Source organism: Paenibacillus sp. PvR133, from assembly GCF_017833155.1.
GTDB lineage: Bacteria > Bacillota > Bacilli > Paenibacillales > Paenibacillaceae > Paenibacillus > Paenibacillus polymyxa_B.
The window spans coordinates 90,060-111,635 of record NZ_JAFIBS010000001.1 but is presented as its reverse complement, the minus strand read 5'-3'; the positions used below and the strand labels follow the sequence as shown (position 1 = coordinate 111,635).

Here is a 21,576-nt window from a genome sequence, read left to right as displayed (position 1 = left end):
TGACGCTTATTTTTAGCGTCATTTTTTGTTTTTTGTTATAATACGGGTGTATATTTATTACCATAGCACAGAAAGTTGGAGGAAAAGTGAACCCTAGCCTGAGCATTTATGACAACCTTGGGGGTGCGGAAGGTGTTCGTGCTATTATTGAGGCCTTCTACCCGAGAGTTTATAAAGATCCGTTGTTAAGTCCCCTGTTTCCTAAAGACATGGAACCGGTTAAGGAAAAGCAGTATATGTTCCTGAGCCAGTTTTTTGGAGGACCGTCCCTTTTTTCTGATGCATATGGTCATCCGATGTTACGTGCCAGACATATGAAGTTTCCCGTAACGGAGGAGCGAGCAGAGGCATGGTTGTCTTGTATGGCAGGTGCGTTAACGGATACGGGCATTGAGGAGCCGCTTCGTTCAATCATACTTAACCGTTTGTCTGGTCCTGCGCATCATTTTGTAAATACCCCGTAAGCTTTCGGGGATTGCCGAATTTTGGAGAGGGTTGTAAAAACATTGGAACTTGAACCGTTATATCAGATCAAAATCATTTGCCCACATTGCGAAGAAGAATTTCAGACATCCCGTGTAAGACCAAGCCTAAAGAAGGCCATTCGTACGGATTCAGATTTTTGTGCTTATTATAAGAATGAAAATCCGGATTTTTATGTCGTAAGGGTCTGTCCTCATTGTGGATTTACCTCGACAGAGCACTCTACCGTTCAGTTAAGCGAACAGCAAACCAAGATATTCAAGGATAAAATCGGTAATCGCTGGCAGTCTCGCGAATATGGCGGGCATCGTAGCTGGGAAGAGGCATTAGAAACGTATAAACTGGGTTTACTATGTGCCCAGGTCATCGGAGAAAAGGAACGCGTAGTAGCTAGTCTATTACAGCATATCGCTTGGATGTACAGATACCAGGGAAATGAGGAGCAGGAGCTTCGCTTTCTCAAATTTAGCCTGGATTCTTATGTTCGGGTCTATGAGCTGGAGGGTGTCGGGGCGAATAATGCCAAACTGCTTTATCTGATTGGTGAATTGCATCGACGTACAGGCAACTTTAACGAAGCGGTACGCTGGTTTTCGCGTGTCATTAATGACAAAAAGATTATGGATGCAGCCATGATCCGGGCTTCCCGTGAACAGTGGTCTGTACTGCGAGAACAAATGCTGGCTAAAAATTACCAACTGCCAGAGGAAATGCAAGACGCAAGCTCCTCCTGAAGAAATAAAGGTGTGCACTATGGCCGATTTAGGCTCATGGTTCACACCTTGTTTGTAAAACGGGTTATCTTATCTTACAACTGCCTCATGAATTAATGATGACGCAATGTGGTATCTGACAGCAAATAATCGTCATCACAATCCACTAAAGTAACCTTGTTATGGCAGCATGGAAACACAAGCAGCTTTTTCATACCTTCGTGTATGAGCTTAAGTTCTTTTGGCTTCAGGGGCAGCAAAACATTATCATGGTCGCAAAACGGACAAGACTGTACATAAACGTCTCCCATGACGATGTCATAAGGCCAGGTTTTATGAAAAGGGATCATGATTTGTCCGATTCTCCGCCGTTCGGGTCAGCGGTTTCTTCTTTAGCCAGTTCGGCTAGCTTTTGCATCAAAATGTGCTGGGGTGTATGCATAAGGTGTTCCAGCGGAATGCCGAGCTTTTCGGATAATTTCACAGCCGTTTCCGGCGAAATTTGTAAGGGTCTCATCCTGTTTTCCTCCCAATTGTAGTGATTTACTATCACGATGTAGCTTTATTGTATATGAAACCACAAGAATTCGCCAAAAAAGAAAGGTGGAACTATTATGAAAACACCGTTAAAGCAAACATGGGATCTGGAATCTATTTTTAGCGGAGGATCTTCCTCTGCCTCATTTCTTGCATTTTTGGAAGAAATGGAAAGCAAGGTCCAACAACTGCAAGCTCAGCTTAAAGCAGCCAAAGTACCACAAACGGTATTGGATACCGAGCGTCTGGATAGTGTACTGAATAGCATACAGGAGCTGTTTAATGGTGCGTCTCAGGCGGGTTCCTTTGTCTCTTGTCTAACTGCTCAAAACCAGCACGACAAGCTGGCTGTTCAACTGGGGGCGCGTGTCAATACGCTATATGCCCAAGGAAAAAGTGCTTTAGTATCTTTCCAGAACTTGCTGGCACAAACCAGTGAAGACATTTGGCAGAAATGGATGGAGCGCGAAGCTATCCAGCCGATTTCTTTTGTCCTGACCGAATATCGGAACGAAGCACGTGAAAAAATGGCTCCTGAGCTGGAAAGCCTTGCATTGGATCTGGCAGTGGATGGCTACCATGGCTGGGGCGACTTTTATGATACCATTGTCAAAAATATGACGATCCCTGTGCCAGAAAATGGCGAGATCGTAAACCTGTCTGTAGGTCAGGCAGCTAATAAGCTGGATGAAGCAGATCGCAGCGTACGTAAAGACGTATTTGCACGTTGGGAAGAGGCATGGACTCAGGTAGAGGACTATTGCGCGGATACATTGAATCATTTGGCAGGCTTCCGTCTGAAGCTATATGAAAAACGAGGCTGGACAGATGTGCTTAAGGAACCGCTGGAAATCAGCCGTATGTCTGCACAAACGCTGGATACGATGTGGCAGGTTATTAATGAAACAAAGCCTATTGTAGTCAAATACTTGGAGCGGAAAGCAAAACTGCTGGGCTTAGAGAAGCTGTCCTGGCATGACGTTGAAGCTCCGCTGGGGACGTCAACTACTAAAATCCCTTACGACGATGCTGCTGTAACGATTGTTGAGCAATTTGGTAAATTTAGCTCGAGAATGGCTGACTTTGCCCAAATGGCTTTTGAGAAAAGCTGGATCGAAGCAGAAGATCGTCCAGGCAAACGTCCGGGTGGTTTCTGTACATCTCTGCGTCTGAGCAAAGAGACCCGTATTTTTATGACCTATGCCGGATCACCATCCAATGTTTCGACACTGGCCCATGAGCTCGGACACGGTTATCATCAGCATGTGATGAATGAATTGCACCCATTGAATCAAAATTATGCCATGAACGTAGCTGAGACGGCATCGACGCTGGCAGAACTAATTGTATCAGATGCGTTGCTGGAAGCTGCCGAGGGTCAGGAAAAGGTGGCTTTGCTGGAGGATAAAATTCAGCGTGGTGTAGCCTTCTTTATGAACATTCATGCCCGTTTCCTGTTTGAAACCCGTTTTTACGAGCTGCGGAAAAAAGGAGTCGTAGGAGCACAACAATTAAGCGAGTTGATGGAACAAGCGCAGCGTGAAGCGTTTAGTGGTGTCCTGGATGAGGCTCATCCTCATTTTTGGGCATCCAAGCTGCATTTCTATATTACGAATACTCCATTCTACAACTTCCCGTACACATTCGGGTATATGTTCAGTGCAGGAATTTACGCTTTTGCGAAGGAAAATCCTGACGGCTTCGCCGACCAATATGATGCCTTGCTGCGTGATACAGGTCGCATGACAGTCGAAGAATTGGCTTCCAAGCACTTAGGTACCGATTTAACACAGGCTGACTTCTGGCGTAATGCTGCGCAAGTTACTGTTCAGGATATTGAGCAATTTTTACAAATGACAAAATAACGGATTTACACTTTAGAGGTCTCCCACGAGGGAGGCCTTTTTTGTAATTTTTGCAGAAGATGATGAACAAAGTCGCAAAATGTCGAAGTGTAATTAACATTACCTGTTGGCGAAATTTAAAATGATGGATATACTTAGAAAATAGTTATAAATACCCAATTATGTTGGTTTTGATTGTAAGGTTAAAAATCTTCGCATATAATTGAGCCGTAAGACCTATTAAATATTTTTGGATAAGGTATATAGGAGGGTTTTTGTAATGGATGAAGTAGGTCAATTGTCGTTGGCAAGGCAGATGGATATCGTTTTAAAAGAACTGGATAATGAACTGGCGGGTTTGTCGTCAGGTATCGTATTTGTACAAATACGTAACAATGTAGTTGGGAAATTTGGGATTCGTCATAATCCGCTTGCAGGTAAAGGTGGCACATTTGCAGCAGTAGAACCGGGGTTATCAGTAAAGCATCGGGAGGATTTTCGGCGTATGGCCCTAGAAACGCTAAATCATAAGCGTAGCTGGACTCATGGTGAGATTGCTTTCGATTTTGCCATCAGACAAGGAACGATTTTGGTAGATGCAACACTGGAGTCCAACTACAACATGGCGAATCTCATGATCCGCTACAACAAGCCTACATACCGAGCGGCTAATTCGGAATAAACATTTATATGAGAATTTTGAAAAAAAACCATAAGCGACTTCCGATGAACAAGATATAGATCGAAATGGTTAGTTCGTCTATATCTTGCACTTCGGAGCGACTGGAATCGAATTTTGCAAAATCCTGATAAAAAAGAGTAAAGAAAAGGCGGCCTTCCTAGGGAAGACCGCCTTTGTTATATGCCCGTTATAACGCATTTTGGTAAATTACGATGAACGGAATGCTCACGCGGAATAATGACGCTTATTGACCTGAACGACCTGATAATTGCTGTTCGGCCAGCTGTACCAAGCGTTTAGTGATATAGCCTCCCAGAGAACCAGCTTCACGGGATGGCATGTCACCGTAGTAACCATCTGCCGGAATGGTGATGCCCAGCTCTTGTGCAGCTTCATATTTCAATTGTTGCAATGCGTTGTTGGCTTGAGGAACAACTAGGTTGTTACTGCGACGGCTTCTGCCTTGATTAGCTTCATTCATGTGTAGTCACCTCCTTCGGCTGTGATGAGGTTAGTATGCGACAGAGTTATGAAAATATGCGCCGAAGGAAGAAAAGTGACTAGAGGAAAATTACGGATATATGATATGAATCTGAGTTTTGAGGTCGATGGATTGCTGAGGCTCCAGACGGATCAACCCGGCTTCCCCGACAGGATCAGGTGAATTGGGTGCATCAGGCAGCCATGTATAAGGCTCAATGCAAAGATACTGGTCGCATTCACCTTTGGTATATAAAACCCAATACTTATAGTATTGCTCATCTGCTGTGTAGCGGATTTGATAACCGTCGTCACGGGTCAAAAGAGCTTCAGCAGGGCCTTCCGTTGCCCGCAGCAGCGTATCTAGATTTGTTCCTTTCAGAGAAAGTCCCGAAGAGAGCTGTTCCAAGTCGTCCAACGAAGTAATGATACCTGTAGGTAGCTGTTCAGCATCCTGCTCATAGACGCCGTTCACAGGCAGCTTTAGGCGCCAGCGCTCAGGTTCTCCGTCCACCATAAACCAAGTGTGATATCCCAAGCCAAATGGAGCTGCTTTTTCACCCAAATTCGTTACGCGCAGCGTTTGACTTAATACAGCACCCTGTAAGCGATACGTCATCTCCAGACGTAAAGGAAGGGGGAATTGTTCCATCCAGTGCGGATCACTTTCTGTTAAAAGCTCGGTAGTAACACTGCAACCTTCTTCATCCTCTTCAATATCACTGCAGCGCCAGGATTGATTACGATGCAGACCGTGTATATGATTGTCATTGGCAGTATTTCGGTCGAACTGATAAGGAACACCGTCAAACTCAAATTGTCCCTTGCGAATTCGGCCTGGAGGAATCAAAATGGGCAAGCCAAAATGATAAGGTTTTTGTAAATAGAAAGCCAATTCTTCCTCACCAGGCCGACGTACGATATCCCGGTCGAGCTTCAGATCACGCACTGAGATAATATTATTCCCGAGGCGAGGGATCATCGTAACTTCGAGTTCACCACTATGTAAAACATACGTGTCGTAACCGTTCCAGTGTTCTTTGGTCACTTGTTTCATATCCATGCTCCTTTGTCCACTATAATCGGTTGAAGCTTCGTGTCATTATGATAACAGATTTTTGATCGTAGGGCACAATCGTCATTTGACAATAACATTATGCGGAATTATCATTAATGTAGTTTAGAAAGTAATGACATGGATAACACGATGATGAGGACAAGTAAGCTTTCGCATAAGCTCTTCAGAAAGCCGGTGGTAGATGGGAATCGGTGAGCCTGCACTGCTGAATGGACCTTGGAGTGCCGCACAGAACAGGATTCTACTGTCCTCAGTATGACGGCCGATTGCTCCCCGTTAACGGAGCTTTAAGATTGCAGGCAGCCACGGAGCATAGCTCTGACAAGTAATAGGCTGACGGCAATGAATAAGGGTGGTACCACGGTCTCGCGTCCCTTGAGGATGCGGGGCCTTTTTGCGTTCTAATTTTGAAATAAACTGAGGAGGAAGAATATGAAAACTGTACTTTCAGGTATTCAGCCTAGCGGACAACTTACTTTGGGCAATTACATTGGTGCAATGAAAAACTTTGTCAAATTGCAAGAGGATCATCAATGCTACTTTATGGTCGTGGACCTTCATGCAATTACCGTACCGCAGGAACCGGCCCAATTACGTGAGCAGTCGGAGGCGGTAGCGGCATTATTTATCGCAGCAGGTATTAATCCGGAGAAATCCAATGTCTTTTTACAATCCCATGTTCCTCAGCACGCTGAGCTGGGATGGTTGATGACAACACTGACGAATATGGGCGAGCTGGAACGTATGACTCAGTTTAAAGACAAAGCGGCAGGCAAGGACTCCGTAGGAGCAGGGCTGTTCGTATATCCATCGTTGATGGCAGCTGACATTTTGCTCTACAACGCGGATCTCGTTCCGGTAGGCGACGATCAGAAACAGCATCTGGAGCTGACACGCGATTTGGCGGGTCGCTTTAATCACCGTTACGGAGATTATTTTACTGTTCCCGAACCATATATCCCTGAAGTAGGGGCGAGAATTATGTCCCTGGATGATGTATCTAAAAAAATGAGTAAGAGCAATCCGAATGCAGGCAGCTTTATTGCCCTGCTGGACGAACCGAAAGTCATACGCAAGAAAATTAGCCGCGCTACGACCGATTCTGGTAGTGAGGTTAGATATGATCCGGCCAATAAACCAGAAATTAGTAATCTGATGGGCATCTACAGTCAGTGTTCCGGTTTGTCGCTCCAAGAAGTGCAGGATCGCTATGAAGGTCAAATGTACGGAACATTTAAAAAAGAACTGGCAGAGACCGTTGTAGCTATGCTTGAACCGATTCAGCAGCGCTATCGCGACATCCGGGAATCCGGTGAGATTGGACGTATTTTAGCCCAATCCGCAGAGCGCGCACAAGAAGCGGCTGAAGTCACGTTGTCTGCGGTCAAAGAGCGCATGGGCTTTCTGCCACGTCTACGCTAAAGCATATTGAGGCTCAACGGATTAGGCCTTTTATAAGATTGGATTAGGAGCGGCGTTGTCGAGCTTTGACCACGAAACCCCAGCCGATATTGCCGACAGATAATAGCCCAAGTAGAATGGCAAGCCATGCGGAATAACTGATGGATATAGCGGCTGCGGTCAGCAGGACAATGGATGAAACGGCGAACCATAGGGATAAACCTTTGCTCATTGGTAAAAACCTCCAGTGTTCGAATGTTGAATTTCAGGAATAAGTAGTTGTAAGCGAGCCATAATAATCTTGCAAGCTTGCAATGAACCTCACTCACAAAGAACTGAAAGGAGATTCAAATATGAGCAGACGTCGTTCAAACAACCTGCAAGTACCGCAGGCCAACGCCGCTTTACAACAATTAAAATATGAGGCAGCTCAAGAACTTGGCATCACCATCCCTCAGGACGGTTACTTCGGTAATGTTGTTTCCCGCGAAACAGGTTCGCTTGGGGGATATATCACGAAAAAGCTGGTCCAACAAGCAGAACAATCCTTGTCGGGCAGCAGCCGTTTGCAGTAATACACATAAACACTCCATCTTGGAAGCTGTATTATGAGCAACTGTGATGAAGAAAATCCGGAGCGATCATGCTCCGGATTTTTTTACGCATGGCTTATGACCATTGTGAATCACGCAAGTCCGCTTCGTCAAGAGGGCGCTTTCATGAGATCTGATTTTTTGCGGGAATGACCAAAAAAAGCAAGCTCCCAGATTAATGGGAACTTGCTGTCTGTTGTTCATACGGCTTGTTGTTAGCTTGTAAGCAGGTTTTAATTCGTATGCAGGGAAAGGCGTTTTTGCATCTTTTCGTCACTGAGCCATCCAATATAGCTGTTGATCAGTCCGAACTGCTTATCCATCGCGACCACAGCCACGAATGGATATTGTCTCCGGTGTCGATACCTCACGTCTCCCCATCGCACAATGTAGCCCCATTCCAGTTCCTCCACCTCGGCAACGGCAAAGGAGGAAAAATAGCGAAATGCCTGCACATCGCGATAGGATTTGGAGGCTTCTACGGCAGGATGTGTGGATGGAATTGCATGTTTCGTCCAAAATAAGTGTTTGCCATTTAATCCGCCAATGTCATAACTTCCATTCTGATGAGCTTTTACCACATGCCACCGGTTCCATGATACGGTGGGAATGATATAATAGATGTCGCCCTCCTGACGCTCATTGTCCATATTACGTACCGCTTTTCTGGTTATAAAATGACTCCAGGTTCGCCAAATGTAATATAGGCCAATAATAACGTACAGCGTAATAAATAAGGGAGCGGGTGGAGTCAATCCGGTGATCCACAGCATAATCGCAGCAACATGGGTGCCAAAAATAAAGGGATCGAAAATATGGATGATATTCCAAGATATCCACTTGTTTGTAAACGGCCGGAATGCCTGTGTTCCGTACGTATTAAATAAATCTGTGAATACATGCAGGCAGACGGCAATCGTTACCCATAATGCTACATGACCTGGGGGCACATCTCTGAAGATCAGGCAAATCAGTCCTGTTATGGACAAGATCCATATCAACCAGAAGGGAATTGAATGCGACAGTCCACGGTGATTGCGAATGTAGGCTGCATTGTTTTTCAACCGAAGCAAAGTGTCAAAATCCGGAGCTTGTGACCCTACGACTGTAGCGAGCAGTATGACTGCGGCCAACTTTTGATCTCCGGCGACGACAGGATCAGTGTAGGCCAGCCCGGCCAATCCGATTCCCATGACAAAGTGTGTGGCTGTATCCATATCTGTCGCTCCTTTTGTATTGTTTCCTGTACTTATTACTACCCAAATTTACTGTAAACGATCAGCAGGGGCGATTTGCCATCGGAATTGTGAACGTTTTGTGCGTTTTCTGTCAAACTTTTTGGGGTAGGTATATGATAAAATTTATATCGGAGTTCAACTTACTCCCGAATTCATACATCTCTAAGGGGGAGTTACTCACAATGGATAATATAAGTTATAAGACTTCTTCGGATGCGGCTACCTATTCTGTAAAATCTAAACCACCCGGTAAAGCGGGCACTTGGAAAGATTTTATTACAGTTACCAAGCCAGGCATCCTTCGTACCAATCTGGTTGCAGCCTTTGGTGGTTTTTGGTTAGCGTCGCAATGGGATGTTGACTATATAAAGCTAATTCTTACACTATTAGGTACAATGCTGGTTATGGCGTCTTCTTGTGTTTTTAACAACTATTTTGACCGTGAGCTGGATTTGAAAATGGAGCGTACACGTAATCGCTCACTGCCAACAGGGCGTCTGACCCCTACAACGGTGTTGTCATACGCTATTATTTTGGGCGTTGTTGGGTTAGCTGTTCTATTCTCCTTCTCTGGTGTAACGGCAGGATTACTGGGATTACTTGGTATGTTCGTCTACGTCGGTATTTATACACTTTGGTTAAAACGTTCGTCTACATGGAGCACATCCATCGGCGGTATTTCTGGTGCAATGCCTCCGGTGATTGGTTATGTGGCCGCTTCGGGTCGTATTGATATGGGCGCTTGGCTCTTATTCGCTCTCCTGTTCTTATGGCAGCCTCCTCACTTTTGGGCACTTGCTATTCGCAGAGTTGAGGAATATCGCGCAGCAGGATTTCCGTTGTTGCCAGTCGTAAAAGGTATCCATCGGACGAAGATTCAGATGATTCCTTATATTGTATTGCTGATTCCGGTACCCATCCTTATGTATGCTTATGGATATGCCGGTATGAGTTTTATGATCGTGTCCGTGTTACTGTCCGTGCTGTGGGCATTCTATGCCTTTAAAGGTTTTACGATTAAGGAAGAAGAAACGGATTCCTGGGCGAAGAAAGTATTTTTCTTTTCCATTAACCATCTGACACTCAGTTTCTTGCTGATGATCGTCGATACGGTTCATAAGTTCTAATGTCATTTTAGAGGCATTTTATAGTGCACCATATAGCTGTCCAACAGGCATTGAAAGCGGCCTGAGGACAGCTTTTTGTTATTTTAAAGACTAAAGAACAGGTGGCGGGTATATAATGTATTCTTCCAACCCTGCTTTTTCCAATTGAGCGATCACATATTCGTCTGGAGTGCCTTCTACGCCAGCGTATCCTTTGCGGGTATACATATGGTAGGCATCCGGAAAAGAGTCTGCAAGTACACCCCTTATTTTTTTCCCTGAGCTGTCATTGTCCATAAACAAATATATTTCGTCGTGCTTGGCCCGCTTGTGGAGGGATTCCAGTTTTATAGAGTTTAGTGTGCCGAAGGTGCATAAAATGTGGACCTCCGGGTCAAGTAATCGGCGAAGTTTGCTGCGGTCATTTTTCCCTTCGACGATCACGGTTATCGCCATTTAAGCTCACCCCTTGTCTGATACATATGCTCGAAATTCCCCGGGAAATGAAGAATATGTGTATAGTGTAGCTCCAAATAGGGTTCTCATGCAAAAAATAACAAAACAGCCTGCCAGAAGTGGCAGGCATGGCACAAGGGGCAACATGTTAGGGCAATTCGGACATTAAATCCAGCAAGTACGGAGAATGATGACGAGCAAAATATAAAGAACAAGAATGGTGCCAGTTGAAGTTCCAATAGGGCAAGGATGACAGTGGCTCACAGGCTGCACCTCCCTTTGTTAGTGAATGTTCAGTCAAAATAGTCTATGTGGATAGGGGGATGGTGTACTGTGCATTTGCCCTCTTGAACGGCATTTTGGGCTTTAAAGGTAGCATATTAGCAAACCACTGCCTCAGACTAGCTAGGAATGATAAGGTCCTGAGGCAGACAGTGGCGGCGTCGGAGATAAGCGCTTAACGGGAACGAATAGCAGGCCAGCCATCAGAATCAGAAATGCGATAAAAAAAGGAGAAATGTGATCGGGTAGCTGACCTGCCAGTACAGGTCCGGCAAAGGAGCCGATAGATGTTGCAATAGACTGTAGTGCAAAGGTTTTGCCCAGTCGCGCACCTCCAATTCGTATGAAAAGAGAGGCTAATGCTGGGAAAATGATGCCTTTGGCTGTTCCCAAAATAAAAAGTATGATACCAATCGCCGCTTCGGGCGTGGTGGCGAGTGCGTAGAAACTTAGAGACATCAAAATAATGCCACAAAGTAGTCGCGCCATGGGTGAATATTTGTTCAGAAACAGCAGGCTGAGCGTACAAAGTGCTCCCAAACTGATGATGGAAAAGAGCAATCCGGTGGACATCATGGACGCAGAACCGTTATTTCGTAATGGGATTTCGTAAAATAAAATGCCTTGTGCACACGCCAAAACAAAAGGAAGGAGCAGGTAGCGCCAATTGAATGGTAAACGCGTCTTCTGTACCCCGGATAGTGGAGCAGGTGTCGCATGACCATCTGATAATTGGGCCTGTGGAGCGGGTGCTGTTTTGGGCAAGGTGAAATAAGCCATGAGTCCCGTGACTACGAGAATGATGCCAAGGGAACTAAACGTCTCACTAAAGCCGAAACTGGCTACGATAAATGCACCGGCGGCTGGAGACAGGACAGAGGCCAATGTGTGAACGACACCATGTCCCGACATATATTTGCCCTGCGTAACTGGATGATCGGATAGCTGTGCCAACATGGCCAGACAGGCTGGAGATAAAAAGGCCAACACAAAACCGCTAATCGCCCGAAGAAAAAGTAATTCCCACGGTGTGTGGATGTACGATTGAATGATAAGAATAATGCCTGCGGCTGTTAGGCTGAACATAATATATCGGCGGCTGCCGTGTTTGTCGACCTTGGGGCCGGCCATCAAATTACCAGGCAGGTGAGTTAGAGAGTAAATCCCCATCATCCAGCCAATAAAAGTAGGTGCTGCACCCAGGGAGATAGCGAATGGTGTCAAAATAGGATATTGTGCATGCAGATCGAAAAAGGCAATGAATAAAAAAAGATACAGCCAGAGGGCTGTTTTCATGGGATGACCCCCCTTCCCTAATGTAAACTTTCATGTTGCACTACGTATCGGCCCTTCCTAAGTTGTACGCTGGAGTGGACGAACATAGACCACTTTGTATGGACAAGAATTGAATAACAAGGTATGTAAAAGAGCTAAGCTGACAGGGCATCACGTAATCATGTATAATTACAGAGACAATTTTGTGATTTAAATGATGTAGTTGAAAACGGGAGTGTAGCGAAATGGATAAGGGCGTCTGGACAGAGTTTTTGGAACATAATTGGCATATTGTTCAGGATAACTGGCTGTATATATTAATTGGGCTTGTCCTATTGTTAGTCATATTGAAGGTTGTAAGAACTCTCATAAAATGGCTGATTGTCATTGTCGTAATTGCAGGCTTGCTTATCTACAGTGGCATTTCCTTTGAACAGGTCGGCAAGGTCGTTACTCAGGCAAAGGATGATGCGATCAACAAGGTTCAGAGCGAGGCTTTGAACATGATGATCAAGGAGGGACGGGACGCCAAATACACATCTAACGCGGATGGTACGTTTTCGGTAACCAGCTCCAACCTGGAAGTGAAAGGTCCATTTGATGGGGACAAGGTCAAGGTATGGTTTCAGGGGATGTCGCTGGGCGAGTGGAGTATGGGCGATACCGTCAAGAAATATATCGAAGGTGCGAAAGGCTCGGCTGTAACACAGTCGCCACAGTCGCCGTAGAGACAGGAGGAACACAATGAAACCATCCTGGCTGGAGCCTATTCTTCATTGGAATGGCGTGACGGTGTTTTTGATTGTCATTGTACTGCTGTCGTTGATTCAGGGCTGGAGACGAGGAGCTTCCAGATCTGTAGGGGCGCTGTTCAGTCTTATTGTGGATGGCATACTGACTGTGGCGGGTATTTTGTGCTCGCTCGGATTAGCCATGTGGCTTTCACCGAAGGTACAACAATGGCTGGCGGCTTACATGGAACATTTGCCTCAGCGAGAACTAAGCGGGATTGAGCAATTTTATTATACGTTGGTGGCGGGCTTAGAGGGGTTTCCGCTGCTGCGGTTCGCCGTATTGTTTATGCTCAGTTATGCGATCGCCCAATTTGTACTACGTGCAATTTATGTGTTGATGGTAGGGGGCAAGTCAGATTCTTCTTTCCATGAGCATGAAAAAAAATCAGGCTTTTTCAGCAGGGTGGCAGGGGCTGGAATAGGTACTCTTATTGGTGGAGCACGCGCTATCATGGTTATAGCCCTGCTATTCATCGGCGTAAGTCTGTATCCAGACAGCGGGTTTAGCAGCTACGTCCAAGCTTCACCGATTTATAAGCAGGGAGCGCAATCGGTCATTGAGCCGTTATCCGGTACACTGATTAAGGATAAATTGCCCGTATTTACGCAGGCCGTTACCAAGGAATTAAATGGTATCCTGCAGCGAAAATACGAAATGATTGACCGGGAAATTCCGAACGATATCGGTCAGGCTGCGGCCAAGATTACACAGGGGATGAGCGGTGATGAGCAAAAGGCCAGAGCGTTGTATGAATGGGTAGGTACCCGTATTAGCTATGATTTCGGTAAGGTAGAAGCCTATGAGCAGCGTGGTGACTGGCATGAACAGACCCCCAGAGATACGTTTGATACACGTAAAGGAGTCTGCATTGATTATGCCCGCCTGTATGCGATGATGGCTCGGTCGCAGGGACTACAGGTAAAGGTGGTGACAGGGCTTGGATATAACGGACAGGGAGGATATGGTTCCCATGCATGGAATGAAGTGTATTTGAGCGCGCAGGATCAGTGGGTACCGTTAGACCCGACCTGGGCGCAAAGTGGGGACTGGTTTAATCCGCCTGGTTTTGCCCAAACACATATCAAGGATAAAGTGATTTAATAAGGAGTGGAAAAGGGCACATGAGAAAGATAGACAACGAGCAGGGAAAAGACAACGAGACGTCTGATCGAAAAAGATTCAGCTTTCGGATCAATCTGTTCTTTTTCAGCTCGTTCATTATATTTACGGTCATTATTGTAAGACTGGCGATACTTCAATTTGTAGATGGACCTCAGCTTAAGCAGCAGGAGGCCAGTAATGTTACCAAAAATGTACCACTTACGCCGATTCGCGGAACGATTTATGATTCGACCGGGCAGAATAGACTGGCGTATTCTACACCTGTACAATCGCTGTATATCACACTCTCCAAGAACTATAGTGACAGTATGGAAAAGTTACGTAATCCTGATAAAAAGCTGTTGCCTGAGCTGGAAAATATGACACAAAAGCTGGCAAATCGGTTTGCTCAATATGGTAATAAAGATGAGCCGAAAATGACGGCAGAGCAAATTATGGACGCTATGGACCGAAACTATCAGAGATTTAGCGGTTTTACGCCGCGTCTGATTAAAACGAATCTTAATAAAGATGAAGTTGCCTATTTTATGCAGCATAAGAGTGAGTTCCCGGGCGTAGATGTCGTAGAGGAAACGGTACGTCATTACGATCCAGATACGGTAGCAGTTCAAGCGGTTGGCTACATTAAAAGCTACAAAAGTGCGCGTGAAACGTTGGATAAATATAAAAATATTCAAAAATCCATGTCAGCTGAAAATGATCCGGGTCTCATCTATATGGATAACGAGTCTGTAGGCTTTGATGGACTTGAATTTCAATATCAGGAACAGTTGCGAGGGAAAAATGGTTATAAAACCGTTCCGATAGATCCGCGCAATATGCCGGAAGGTGTAGATTCCGTTACTCCTCCGCAAAAAGGAGATAATGTCTATTCCACGATTAACAAAGAAATTCAGGTTAAGACTGAAAATGCCATTATGGATCAATTGAGATGGCTCCATACACACGCGGTTTCTGGAAAGACTCATCCTTATGCCAAAACAGGCTTCGCTGTGGCTATGGAAGTGGATACTGGTAATGTGGTAGCCATGGCGAGCATGCCGGATTATGATGCGAATTACTGGCAAACGGGTACAATTTCGACAGATAAATATAAAGAGATTGAACATGTGTATCAAAACGCCACAATTAAGAACGTTGGCTCTGGCCAATCTGGACAGCACCCTGATTCTACTGTACTTCTCGGATCAACTATTAAACCGCTGTCCGTTCTTATTGGATTGGAAGAAGGACTGTTTACAACAAATACGTACTATCAAGATACAGGAGCGGCTTATTTCGGACGTAACAACTCCTCACGGGTGCGCAACTCATCTGGTCATGTGTACGGTTCAATGGACCCGGCAACCGCTATTCGCCATTCCTCCAATGCCTTTATGGTCGATATGGTTGGCAAACGCTTATATAACAAATACATCAACAATGCCGCAGAAGACCAGGGCGTTAACGTATGGGATCGTTATATGAAGGAGTTTGGATTAGGTGTTTCTACTGGAGTAGACTTGCCCGGTGAGTTCCGGGGTTGGCGGGAGTACACGAGTAAATCAGAGTCAGCACTTTCTAAATTGGCATATGCATCCTTTGGTCAACAAGGTAAATATACACCTATGCAACTTGCCCAATACACAACGATGATTGCTACCAAGGGTAAACGGATGGAGCCGCATTTGGTCAGTCAAATTAAAGATACCAACGGCAATGTAGTTCAAACGTTTAAGCCGAAGGTGCTGAATGAAGTGAAATTTCCGGATGCATACTGGAATGAAGTCATACGCGGGATGGCAACAGATGTCAGCGCATTTAAAGGTTTCCCTTATGACTTTGCTCGCAAAACGGGGACATCGCAGCAAAGTGTGGGCAGAGAACTAAAAGATAACGGGGTATTTATTGCCTTTGCTCCACGTCAGAATCCCAAACTTGCAGTAGCGGTTGTTATTCCTGAAGGGGGCTTCGGGGCTTGGAGCGCCGGACCTGTGGCACGCAAAATCTTTGATGCTTACGATGAAGTATATGGTTTGGACGGGGTACCTAAGAAAAAGGTTGAAACAGCAACCGATTCTAACGCAATCAAACAGCCATAATCATTTTATACGATTTTATACGATGTCATTTCATGAAAGCTTTCCTTAGCCTTTGGGCTGAGGGAAGCTTTTTTATGTTTTTTCTACGTTTTCTTACAAAATTGTCATCTTAGAATTCATCGTTTATTGTTTTAGATATGGTAGGATCAGGAATATGAAACCCTAATCGGAAGGAGTAATGACCAGCTAATATGGACAGAGGAAGTTTGGATAAAAAGTTTTCATTTAAAAAGAAAAATGTTGAAGAGAATGAAGAGTCACGAAAAAAACGGACGGTTTTACGAACCAACCTACTGTTTTTTAGTGCTTTTGTGCTGTTTGCCCTGATCATTACCAGACTAGCTGTATTGCAGTTTGTACAATCGGAGGAGCTGAAGGGCCAGCAGCAATCCGTAAATACGAAAAATGTCCCGTTAGCCCCGAGTCGCGGCACGATTTATGATTCTACAGGTACGGTTAAGCTGGCATATTCGACTCCAGTACAGTCCCTGTATGTAACTTTATCTAAGGATTATAGCAAGCGTACGGAGAAAGATCGCAAGCCGGGGGAAAAGCTGCTCCCTGAGCTCAATGCTTTTGCTGCCAAGCTTGCTGCCAAATTAAACGAACTGGGTCGTAACGAAGGAGAGCAGCTTAATGCAGAGGAAATAAAAAAGCGACTGGACCCGGACTATAATCAATATAGGGGATTTACCCCACGTTTGGTCAAATCCGACCTGAGTCGGCAGGAAATCGCTTATTTTCTGGAACATCGGACAGAGTTCCCTGGTGTAGAGGTTGTAGAAGAAAGTATACGCCATTATGACCCGGATCGGGTGGCGGTACAAACGATTGGATATATGTACAAGTTCAAAGGAGCTCGAACGAACCGGCCCAAATATAAAGAGCTCTATGAAGCTAATTCGGAGGTTCTAAGACCGACACAGGTGTATTCGGAAAGTGAAACGGTCGGATATGATGGCTTGGAGCTTCAGTACCAGGATGAACTGAGAGGAAAAAACGGATATAAAACGGTAGAAGTCAATCCGCGCAGCATGCCGGAGGGCATTGAATCCATTACTCCTCCTGAAAAAGGACATCATTTATATTCCACCATTAACAAGGAAATTCAGCAGAAAACCGAACAGGCCATTATGGATCAGCTTCGCTGGCTTCATACTCATGCCGTATCGGGGAAGCTTCATCAAGACGCTACCACTGGCTTCGCTGTAGCGATGGAGGTAGAGACCGGAAATATCGTGGCAATGGCCAGTATGCCGGATTATGACTCTAATGTATGGAAAAGTGGAAGTACCTCGCCTTCGGTATATGACGAAATTCAGCATAAAATGGGAAATGGAACCATTAAATCCGTCCCTAGCGGAAAAGCGGGTCCACATCCAGAATCCTCGGTGCTTCTGGGTTCAACCATTAAACCGCTATCCGTGCTGATCGGGTTGAAGGAAAACCTGTTTTCTCCCGGACAAACTTATCTGGATACGGGAAGTGCGTACTACGGCAAAAATCGCTCCAGCCGGGTTGGGAATTCTAGCGGACATGTGTATGGTTCTTTGACACCTAGCAGGGCAATTGAGGTCTCGTCGAATACGTTTATGGTGGATATGATCGGCAAGCCGCTGTATGGCAAATACGGAAGTAATGCAGGGGTACATCAGGGAATTGACGTATGGGACAAGTATATGAAGGAATTTGGATTAGGCGTTCCGACAGAAGTAGATCTGCCGGGCGAGTGGGCAGGTAGACTTGAGTATACGAGCAAGCATGAAAGTGCGCTGACACGTTTGGTACAGGCATCCTTTGGTCAGCAGGGAAAATATACAGCGATGCAGTTAGCCCAGTATACAACTGTGCTGGCAACAAAGGGCAAGCGTATGCAGCCTCATTTGGTCAGCAAAATTGTAGATGATCAGGGGAATCTCGTACGTGAGTTTAAGCCGCAGGTGCTGAATGAGGTCGCTTTTTCAGATACGTACTGGAATACAGTGATTCGAGGTATGGCTACAGATGTTAAAGCCTTTAATGGATTCCCTTATGATTATGCCCGTAAAACGGGGACTTCCGAGCAGGTGGTGGGACGTACGGTTAAAGATAACGGGGTGTTCATCGCTTTTGCTCCCCGTCAAAATCCGAAGCTGGCGGTAGCGGTCATCATTCCTGAAGGGGGCTTTGGTGCGACGAGCGCGGGACCGGTTGCGCGTAAAATATTTGATGCGTATGACGAAGTTTACGGGCTAGATGGTACTCCTAAAAAGCCTCTGGCAGCAAAGTGAGGACTTGAATACTTTTGTGGGCTTCTCTTTTTCATGGTAAAATGTCGTTGGACATAAGGGACATACAGGAGGAAGAGAGACTATGGGAGAAAACCAATATAAATACAAACTGCTTGCGCTCGACATGGATGGAACTTTACTGAATGATAATCATGAAATTTCCTTGGAAACGATTAACTGGATTAACAAGGCGATTCAGGAAGGGATTCATGTATGCTTGTCCACCGGACGTGCAGCGATGCATGCTCTGCCTTACGGTCAGCAACTCGGCCTGGAGACGCCAATGGTAACCGTAAACGGCAGTGAGGTGTGGAAATCACCCCACGAGTTGTGGCGCCGTTATTTACTTGATAAGGAGCTCGTTCGTAAGATGCACCAAATTGCTGTAGAAACAGGCTCTTGGTTCTGGGCTTACTCAACGGAGGAATTATATAATAGGGATCGTTGGCCGGATACATTGGACACACAGGAGTGGCTCAAATTCGGTTATAATACGGAAAATGACGAAATTCGCCACCAAATTTTACTTAAGCTTCAGGATATGGGTGGACTTGAAATTTCCAATTCTTCGATGACAAATCTGGAAATTAACCCAGCTGGTATATCCAAAGCCAGTGGAATCGCTGAAGTGTGCGATCTGCTTGGCATTACTCTGGAGCAGGTGGTTGCCGTTGGCGACAGTCTGAATGACCTGGCTGTGATTCAAGCGGTTGGACTGGGCGTAGCAATGGGGAATGCTCAGGATACGGTTAAAGAAGCCGCTGATTTGGTCGTGGCTTCGAATAATGACGACGGCATTGTAGAAGTGATCCGTGATTATGTGCTTGTGTAATAAAATGAATAATGCAGCAGGCCGGATGAATGGACGAGAAGGAGGAGGCCCATGGACGTTGTAGGCTGGATTGTTGTTATTGTGCTGTTCATTGTGGGCATGGCCGGGGCGGTATATCCCGTATTGCCGGGGGCGCTCGCCATCTATTTTGCATTTTTTGTATACGGCTGGTTTTTCTCGTTTGCTCCATACAATGCATTGTTTTGGATTATACAAACACTAATCGTCGTTGCCCTTTTTGTTGCGGATTATGCTGTGAATGCGTGGGGTGTCAAGCGATTTGGCGGCTCGCGTCTGTCGGCGATACTGAGTACCATCGGGATTATTATCGGCCCCTTCGTTATTCCGGCATTTGGCCTGATTTTGGGACCATTTATCGGCGCTGTGCTGGGTGAACTAATTGGCAAAGCCCCGCTGGACCGAGCTATTAAAGTGGGCTTTGGCTCTGTATTAGGCCTTTTTACCAGCACCGTGATGAAAGTGATTTTGCAGCTTGCCATGATTATTGTATTCTTGATTTGGGTGTTATGACCCGAGATTCGTTTTGGTTTATTATGATTTGCAGAGACAGAATCGACATGCGGCTCCGCACCGGTGATGGCTCAGGCCATGACTGTTTGTGCGGGGCTTTTGCATGCGTGTGAACAGCAAGAAAGAAGGGAACGCATTTTGTCCAATAAAGAAACATTCCTTAAAGGTACGCTTATTTTAGCCGCTGCCGCCTTGGTGGCCAGAGTACTTGGTCTGGTACAGCGTGTTCCATTGGAGCATTTGCTCGGTTCCGTCGGGAACGCCTCGTTTACCATTGCGAACAACGCTTATTTGATGCTGCTCACAGTGGCTACGGCCGGCATCCCAAGCACGTTGAGCAAAATGGTTTCAGAACGCTATGCGCTGGATCGGCCTTCGGAAGCGCGACGTGTGTATCGTGCGGCTTTGATATTCGCGGCCGCGGCAGGCATTATCATTACAGCGCTGCTGTATTTTGGAGCACCTTACTTTGCCGAGCATGTAGCAGGGGTTCCGCAATCCGCTTTGGCCATTCAGGCTTTGGCACCAGCATTACTGCTGTTCCCTGCCATTGCCATGATGCGTGGATACTTCCAAGGGCGCGGTAATATGACCGCAGGCGGTATTTCACAAATTGTGGAGCAGGTTGCACGGGTAGCGACCGCTATTGTACTCGCTTTTATTATTTTGAAGCTAGGTTATGGAGATCGCGAGGTTGCGGCTGGGGCTTCCTTTGGAGGTGTCATGGGAAGTCTTGGCGCTCTAGCGGTTATGTTGTACTACACGGTGAAATTGCGTCGCCAGGATCGACAGGATCGTCAAGATCAATTCCAAGAGGAAAGCTCCGCGCTACCGATGATGCGCATTTACAAAGATATTTTCAAGCTTTCCATTCCCATTGTATTGTCGTCTCTGACGGTTCCGGCGGTCAACTTTATTGATACGTCGATTGTGGTGAGACTGCTGTCTGGTCAAGTGGGATTGGATCAGGCGACTACTCAGTTGGGTTATCTAGGCTCTCGGGCACAGAGTGTGGCGGGAATTCCGCCGATTTTGGCCATTGCGCTCAGCCAATCGCTCATTCCGATCATTTCAGCGGCATTTGCCCGTAAGGATGAGCAGCATTTACAAAATCAGATGACGCTGGCCTTGCGTATCTCTATTTTGACTGGGATGCCGATTGTGCTGGCTTTATGTGTAACCGCCTATTCTATTAATGGTTTACTGTTTAGCTCGCTTGGAGGCAGTGGTATCATCGCTGTTCTGACACTCGGAACGATATTCCAGATTACGATGATGACTTCTAATTCGATACTGATCGGTATGGGCAAGCCGCGTATTTCAATGGTTAATGTCATGGTCGGTATCGTCGTCAAGTTTGCAGCGAGCTGGCTGCTGGCTGGTTGGCTTGGAATTTATGGGATCATTGCTGCAACCGGATTATGTTTCCTCGTGATCACGTTGCTGAATTTGCGTGTGCTTAAAGGGATCGTCTCCTTTTCCATCATGGGCCGTCGCTGGGCAGGGTTCTTAACCGCAGTCGTCGTCTCGGGAGCTATCGGATACGGTGTAAATGAAGCCTGTATTCTGCTGGTGCATCTGATGCCTGCGCGTGTGGCCTTCTTGATCGCGTGCTGCATTGCCGGGACAGCTGTACTGGTATGCTACTTGTTGTTGCTGGTTGTACTGCGCGTATTGCGAAGGGACGAGCTGGGCAACTATCCGCGTATGTTGCAAAAGGTACTGCGTCCGTTAATGCGTCTACAGCGTGAGTCCACAGGACAACGAGGCTAAAAGA

The 21,576-nt window shown here is 46.0% G+C and carries 22 protein-coding genes; 14 read left to right on the top strand and 8 right to left on the bottom strand.

Features of this window, described 5'->3' with window-relative positions:
- Positions 1-86: 86 nt before the first annotated feature.
- Together JOE49_RS00525 and JOE49_RS00520 are read left to right on the top strand one after the other, a co-directional pair.
- Positions 87-464 (top strand): globin domain-containing protein, encoded by a 378-nt coding sequence (locus JOE49_RS00525; protein ID WP_023990208.1) that lies wholly within the window; start codon positions 87-89, stop codon positions 462-464.
- A 42-nt stretch (positions 465-506) separates the two neighbouring features.
- Positions 507-1,217: a DUF2225 domain-containing protein gene (locus JOE49_RS00520; RefSeq protein ID WP_023990207.1), complete on the top strand. Its 711-nt coding sequence runs from the start codon at positions 507-509 to the stop codon at positions 1,215-1,217.
- Between the two features lie 92 nt (positions 1,218-1,309).
- Here JOE49_RS00520 and JOE49_RS00515 read toward each other — a convergent pair whose 3' ends face one another.
- Together JOE49_RS00515 and JOE49_RS00510 are read right to left on the bottom strand one after the other, a co-directional pair.
- Positions 1,310-1,546, bottom strand: a complete 237-nt coding sequence (locus tag JOE49_RS00515) for a hypothetical protein (RefSeq protein WP_023990206.1) — start codon at positions 1,544-1,546, stop codon at positions 1,310-1,312.
- A complete protein-coding gene (locus JOE49_RS00510; RefSeq protein ID WP_014277894.1) occupies positions 1,543-1,713 on the bottom strand; it encodes a YycC family protein in 171 nt (56 codons plus the stop codon). The genes JOE49_RS00515 and JOE49_RS00510 overlap by 4 nt, the downstream gene beginning before the upstream one ends.
- Before the next feature lie 97 nt (positions 1,714-1,810).
- Here JOE49_RS00510 and JOE49_RS00505 point away from each other — a divergent pair, with 97 nt between their 5' ends.
- Positions 1,811-3,598, top strand: coding sequence for a M3 family oligoendopeptidase (locus JOE49_RS00505; protein WP_028541419.1), 1,788 nt, complete (start codon positions 1,811-1,813; stop codon positions 3,596-3,598).
- Between the two features lie 259 nt (positions 3,599-3,857).
- Entirely contained in the window at positions 3,858-4,259 is a 402-nt protein-coding gene (locus JOE49_RS00500; protein ID WP_023990204.1) for a hypothetical protein, read from the top strand.
- A 244-nt stretch (positions 4,260-4,503) separates the two neighbouring features.
- Here JOE49_RS00500 and JOE49_RS00495 read toward each other — a convergent pair whose 3' ends face one another.
- Positions 4,504-4,740 carry an alpha/beta-type small acid-soluble spore protein gene (locus JOE49_RS00495; RefSeq protein WP_013311861.1) on the bottom strand — a complete coding sequence of 79 codons (237 nt, stop codon included), beginning with the start codon at positions 4,738-4,740 and terminating at the stop codon, positions 4,504-4,506.
- Between the two features lie 90 nt (positions 4,741-4,830).
- The gene (locus tag JOE49_RS00490; RefSeq protein WP_209940384.1) at positions 4,831-5,796 is read right to left on the bottom strand and encodes an aldose 1-epimerase; all 966 of its coding nucleotides are present in this window, start codon (positions 5,794-5,796) and stop codon (positions 4,831-4,833) included.
- Between the two features lie 453 nt (positions 5,797-6,249).
- Here JOE49_RS00490 and trpS point away from each other — a divergent pair, with 453 nt between their 5' ends.
- Positions 6,250-7,239 (top strand): tryptophan--tRNA ligase, encoded by a 990-nt coding sequence (gene trpS / locus JOE49_RS00485; protein ID WP_023990202.1) that lies wholly within the window; start codon positions 6,250-6,252, stop codon positions 7,237-7,239.
- Positions 7,240-7,282: 43 nt separating this feature from the next.
- On the opposite strand, the gene JOE49_RS00480 is transcribed toward trpS, so the two are convergent.
- Positions 7,283-7,450 carry a hypothetical protein gene (locus JOE49_RS00480; protein ID WP_007431986.1) on the bottom strand — a complete coding sequence of 56 codons (168 nt, stop codon included), beginning with the start codon at positions 7,448-7,450 and terminating at the stop codon, positions 7,283-7,285.
- A 121-nt stretch (positions 7,451-7,571) separates the two neighbouring features.
- Here JOE49_RS00480 and JOE49_RS00475 point away from each other — a divergent pair, with 121 nt between their 5' ends.
- Positions 7,572-7,793 carry an alpha/beta-type small acid-soluble spore protein gene (locus JOE49_RS00475; RefSeq protein ID WP_013311857.1) on the top strand — a complete coding sequence of 74 codons (222 nt, stop codon included), beginning with the start codon at positions 7,572-7,574 and terminating at the stop codon, positions 7,791-7,793.
- 251 nt (positions 7,794-8,044) lie between these two features.
- Here JOE49_RS00475 and JOE49_RS00470 read toward each other — a convergent pair whose 3' ends face one another.
- Positions 8,045-9,028 carry a metal-dependent hydrolase gene (locus JOE49_RS00470; RefSeq protein WP_160789992.1) on the bottom strand — a complete coding sequence of 328 codons (984 nt, stop codon included), beginning with the start codon at positions 9,026-9,028 and terminating at the stop codon, positions 8,045-8,047.
- 203 nt (positions 9,029-9,231) lie between these two features.
- Here JOE49_RS00470 and cyoE point away from each other — a divergent pair, with 203 nt between their 5' ends.
- Positions 9,232-10,176 (top strand): heme o synthase, encoded by a 945-nt coding sequence (gene cyoE / locus JOE49_RS00465; protein ID WP_209940383.1) that lies wholly within the window; start codon positions 9,232-9,234, stop codon positions 10,174-10,176.
- Between the two features lie 90 nt (positions 10,177-10,266).
- Here cyoE and JOE49_RS00460 read toward each other — a convergent pair whose 3' ends face one another.
- Positions 10,267-10,611 (bottom strand): toprim domain-containing protein, encoded by a 345-nt coding sequence (locus tag JOE49_RS00460; protein ID WP_029518206.1) that lies wholly within the window; start codon positions 10,609-10,611, stop codon positions 10,267-10,269.
- A gap of 405 nt (positions 10,612-11,016) precedes the next feature.
- Entirely contained in the window at positions 11,017-12,189 is a 1,173-nt protein-coding gene (locus tag JOE49_RS00455) for an MFS transporter (RefSeq protein ID WP_023990196.1), read from the bottom strand.
- A gap of 224 nt (positions 12,190-12,413) precedes the next feature.
- Here JOE49_RS00455 and JOE49_RS00450 point away from each other — a divergent pair, with 224 nt between their 5' ends.
- The 7 genes from JOE49_RS00450 (at position 12,414) to JOE49_RS00420 (ending at position 21,572) form a co-directional block, all read left to right on the top strand.
- Positions 12,414-12,896 carry a hypothetical protein gene (locus JOE49_RS00450; RefSeq protein WP_023990195.1) on the top strand — a complete coding sequence of 161 codons (483 nt, stop codon included), beginning with the start codon at positions 12,414-12,416 and terminating at the stop codon, positions 12,894-12,896.
- 16 nt (positions 12,897-12,912) lie between these two features.
- Entirely contained in the window at positions 12,913-14,064 is a 1,152-nt protein-coding gene (locus JOE49_RS00445) for a transglutaminase domain-containing protein (protein ID WP_028541422.1), read from the top strand.
- 20 nt (positions 14,065-14,084) lie between these two features.
- Positions 14,085-16,166 carry a peptidoglycan D,D-transpeptidase FtsI family protein gene (locus tag JOE49_RS00440; protein ID WP_209940382.1) on the top strand — a complete coding sequence of 694 codons (2,082 nt, stop codon included), beginning with the start codon at positions 14,085-14,087 and terminating at the stop codon, positions 16,164-16,166.
- A gap of 191 nt (positions 16,167-16,357) precedes the next feature.
- Positions 16,358-18,436: a peptidoglycan D,D-transpeptidase FtsI family protein gene (locus JOE49_RS00435; protein WP_028541424.1), complete on the top strand. Its 2,079-nt coding sequence runs from the start codon at positions 16,358-16,360 to the stop codon at positions 18,434-18,436.
- An 82-nt stretch (positions 18,437-18,518) separates the two neighbouring features.
- Positions 18,519-19,268 (top strand): Cof-type HAD-IIB family hydrolase, encoded by a 750-nt coding sequence (locus JOE49_RS00430; RefSeq protein WP_023990191.1) that lies wholly within the window; start codon positions 18,519-18,521, stop codon positions 19,266-19,268.
- Positions 19,269-19,319: 51 nt separating this feature from the next.
- Positions 19,320-19,799, top strand: a complete 480-nt coding sequence (locus JOE49_RS00425) for a DUF456 domain-containing protein (RefSeq protein WP_028541425.1) — start codon at positions 19,320-19,322, stop codon at positions 19,797-19,799.
- A gap of 138 nt (positions 19,800-19,937) precedes the next feature.
- Positions 19,938-21,572 (top strand): putative polysaccharide biosynthesis protein, encoded by a 1,635-nt coding sequence (locus JOE49_RS00420; RefSeq protein WP_071558292.1) that lies wholly within the window; start codon positions 19,938-19,940, stop codon positions 21,570-21,572.
- The last annotated feature ends 4 nt before the right edge of the window (positions 21,573-21,576 follow it).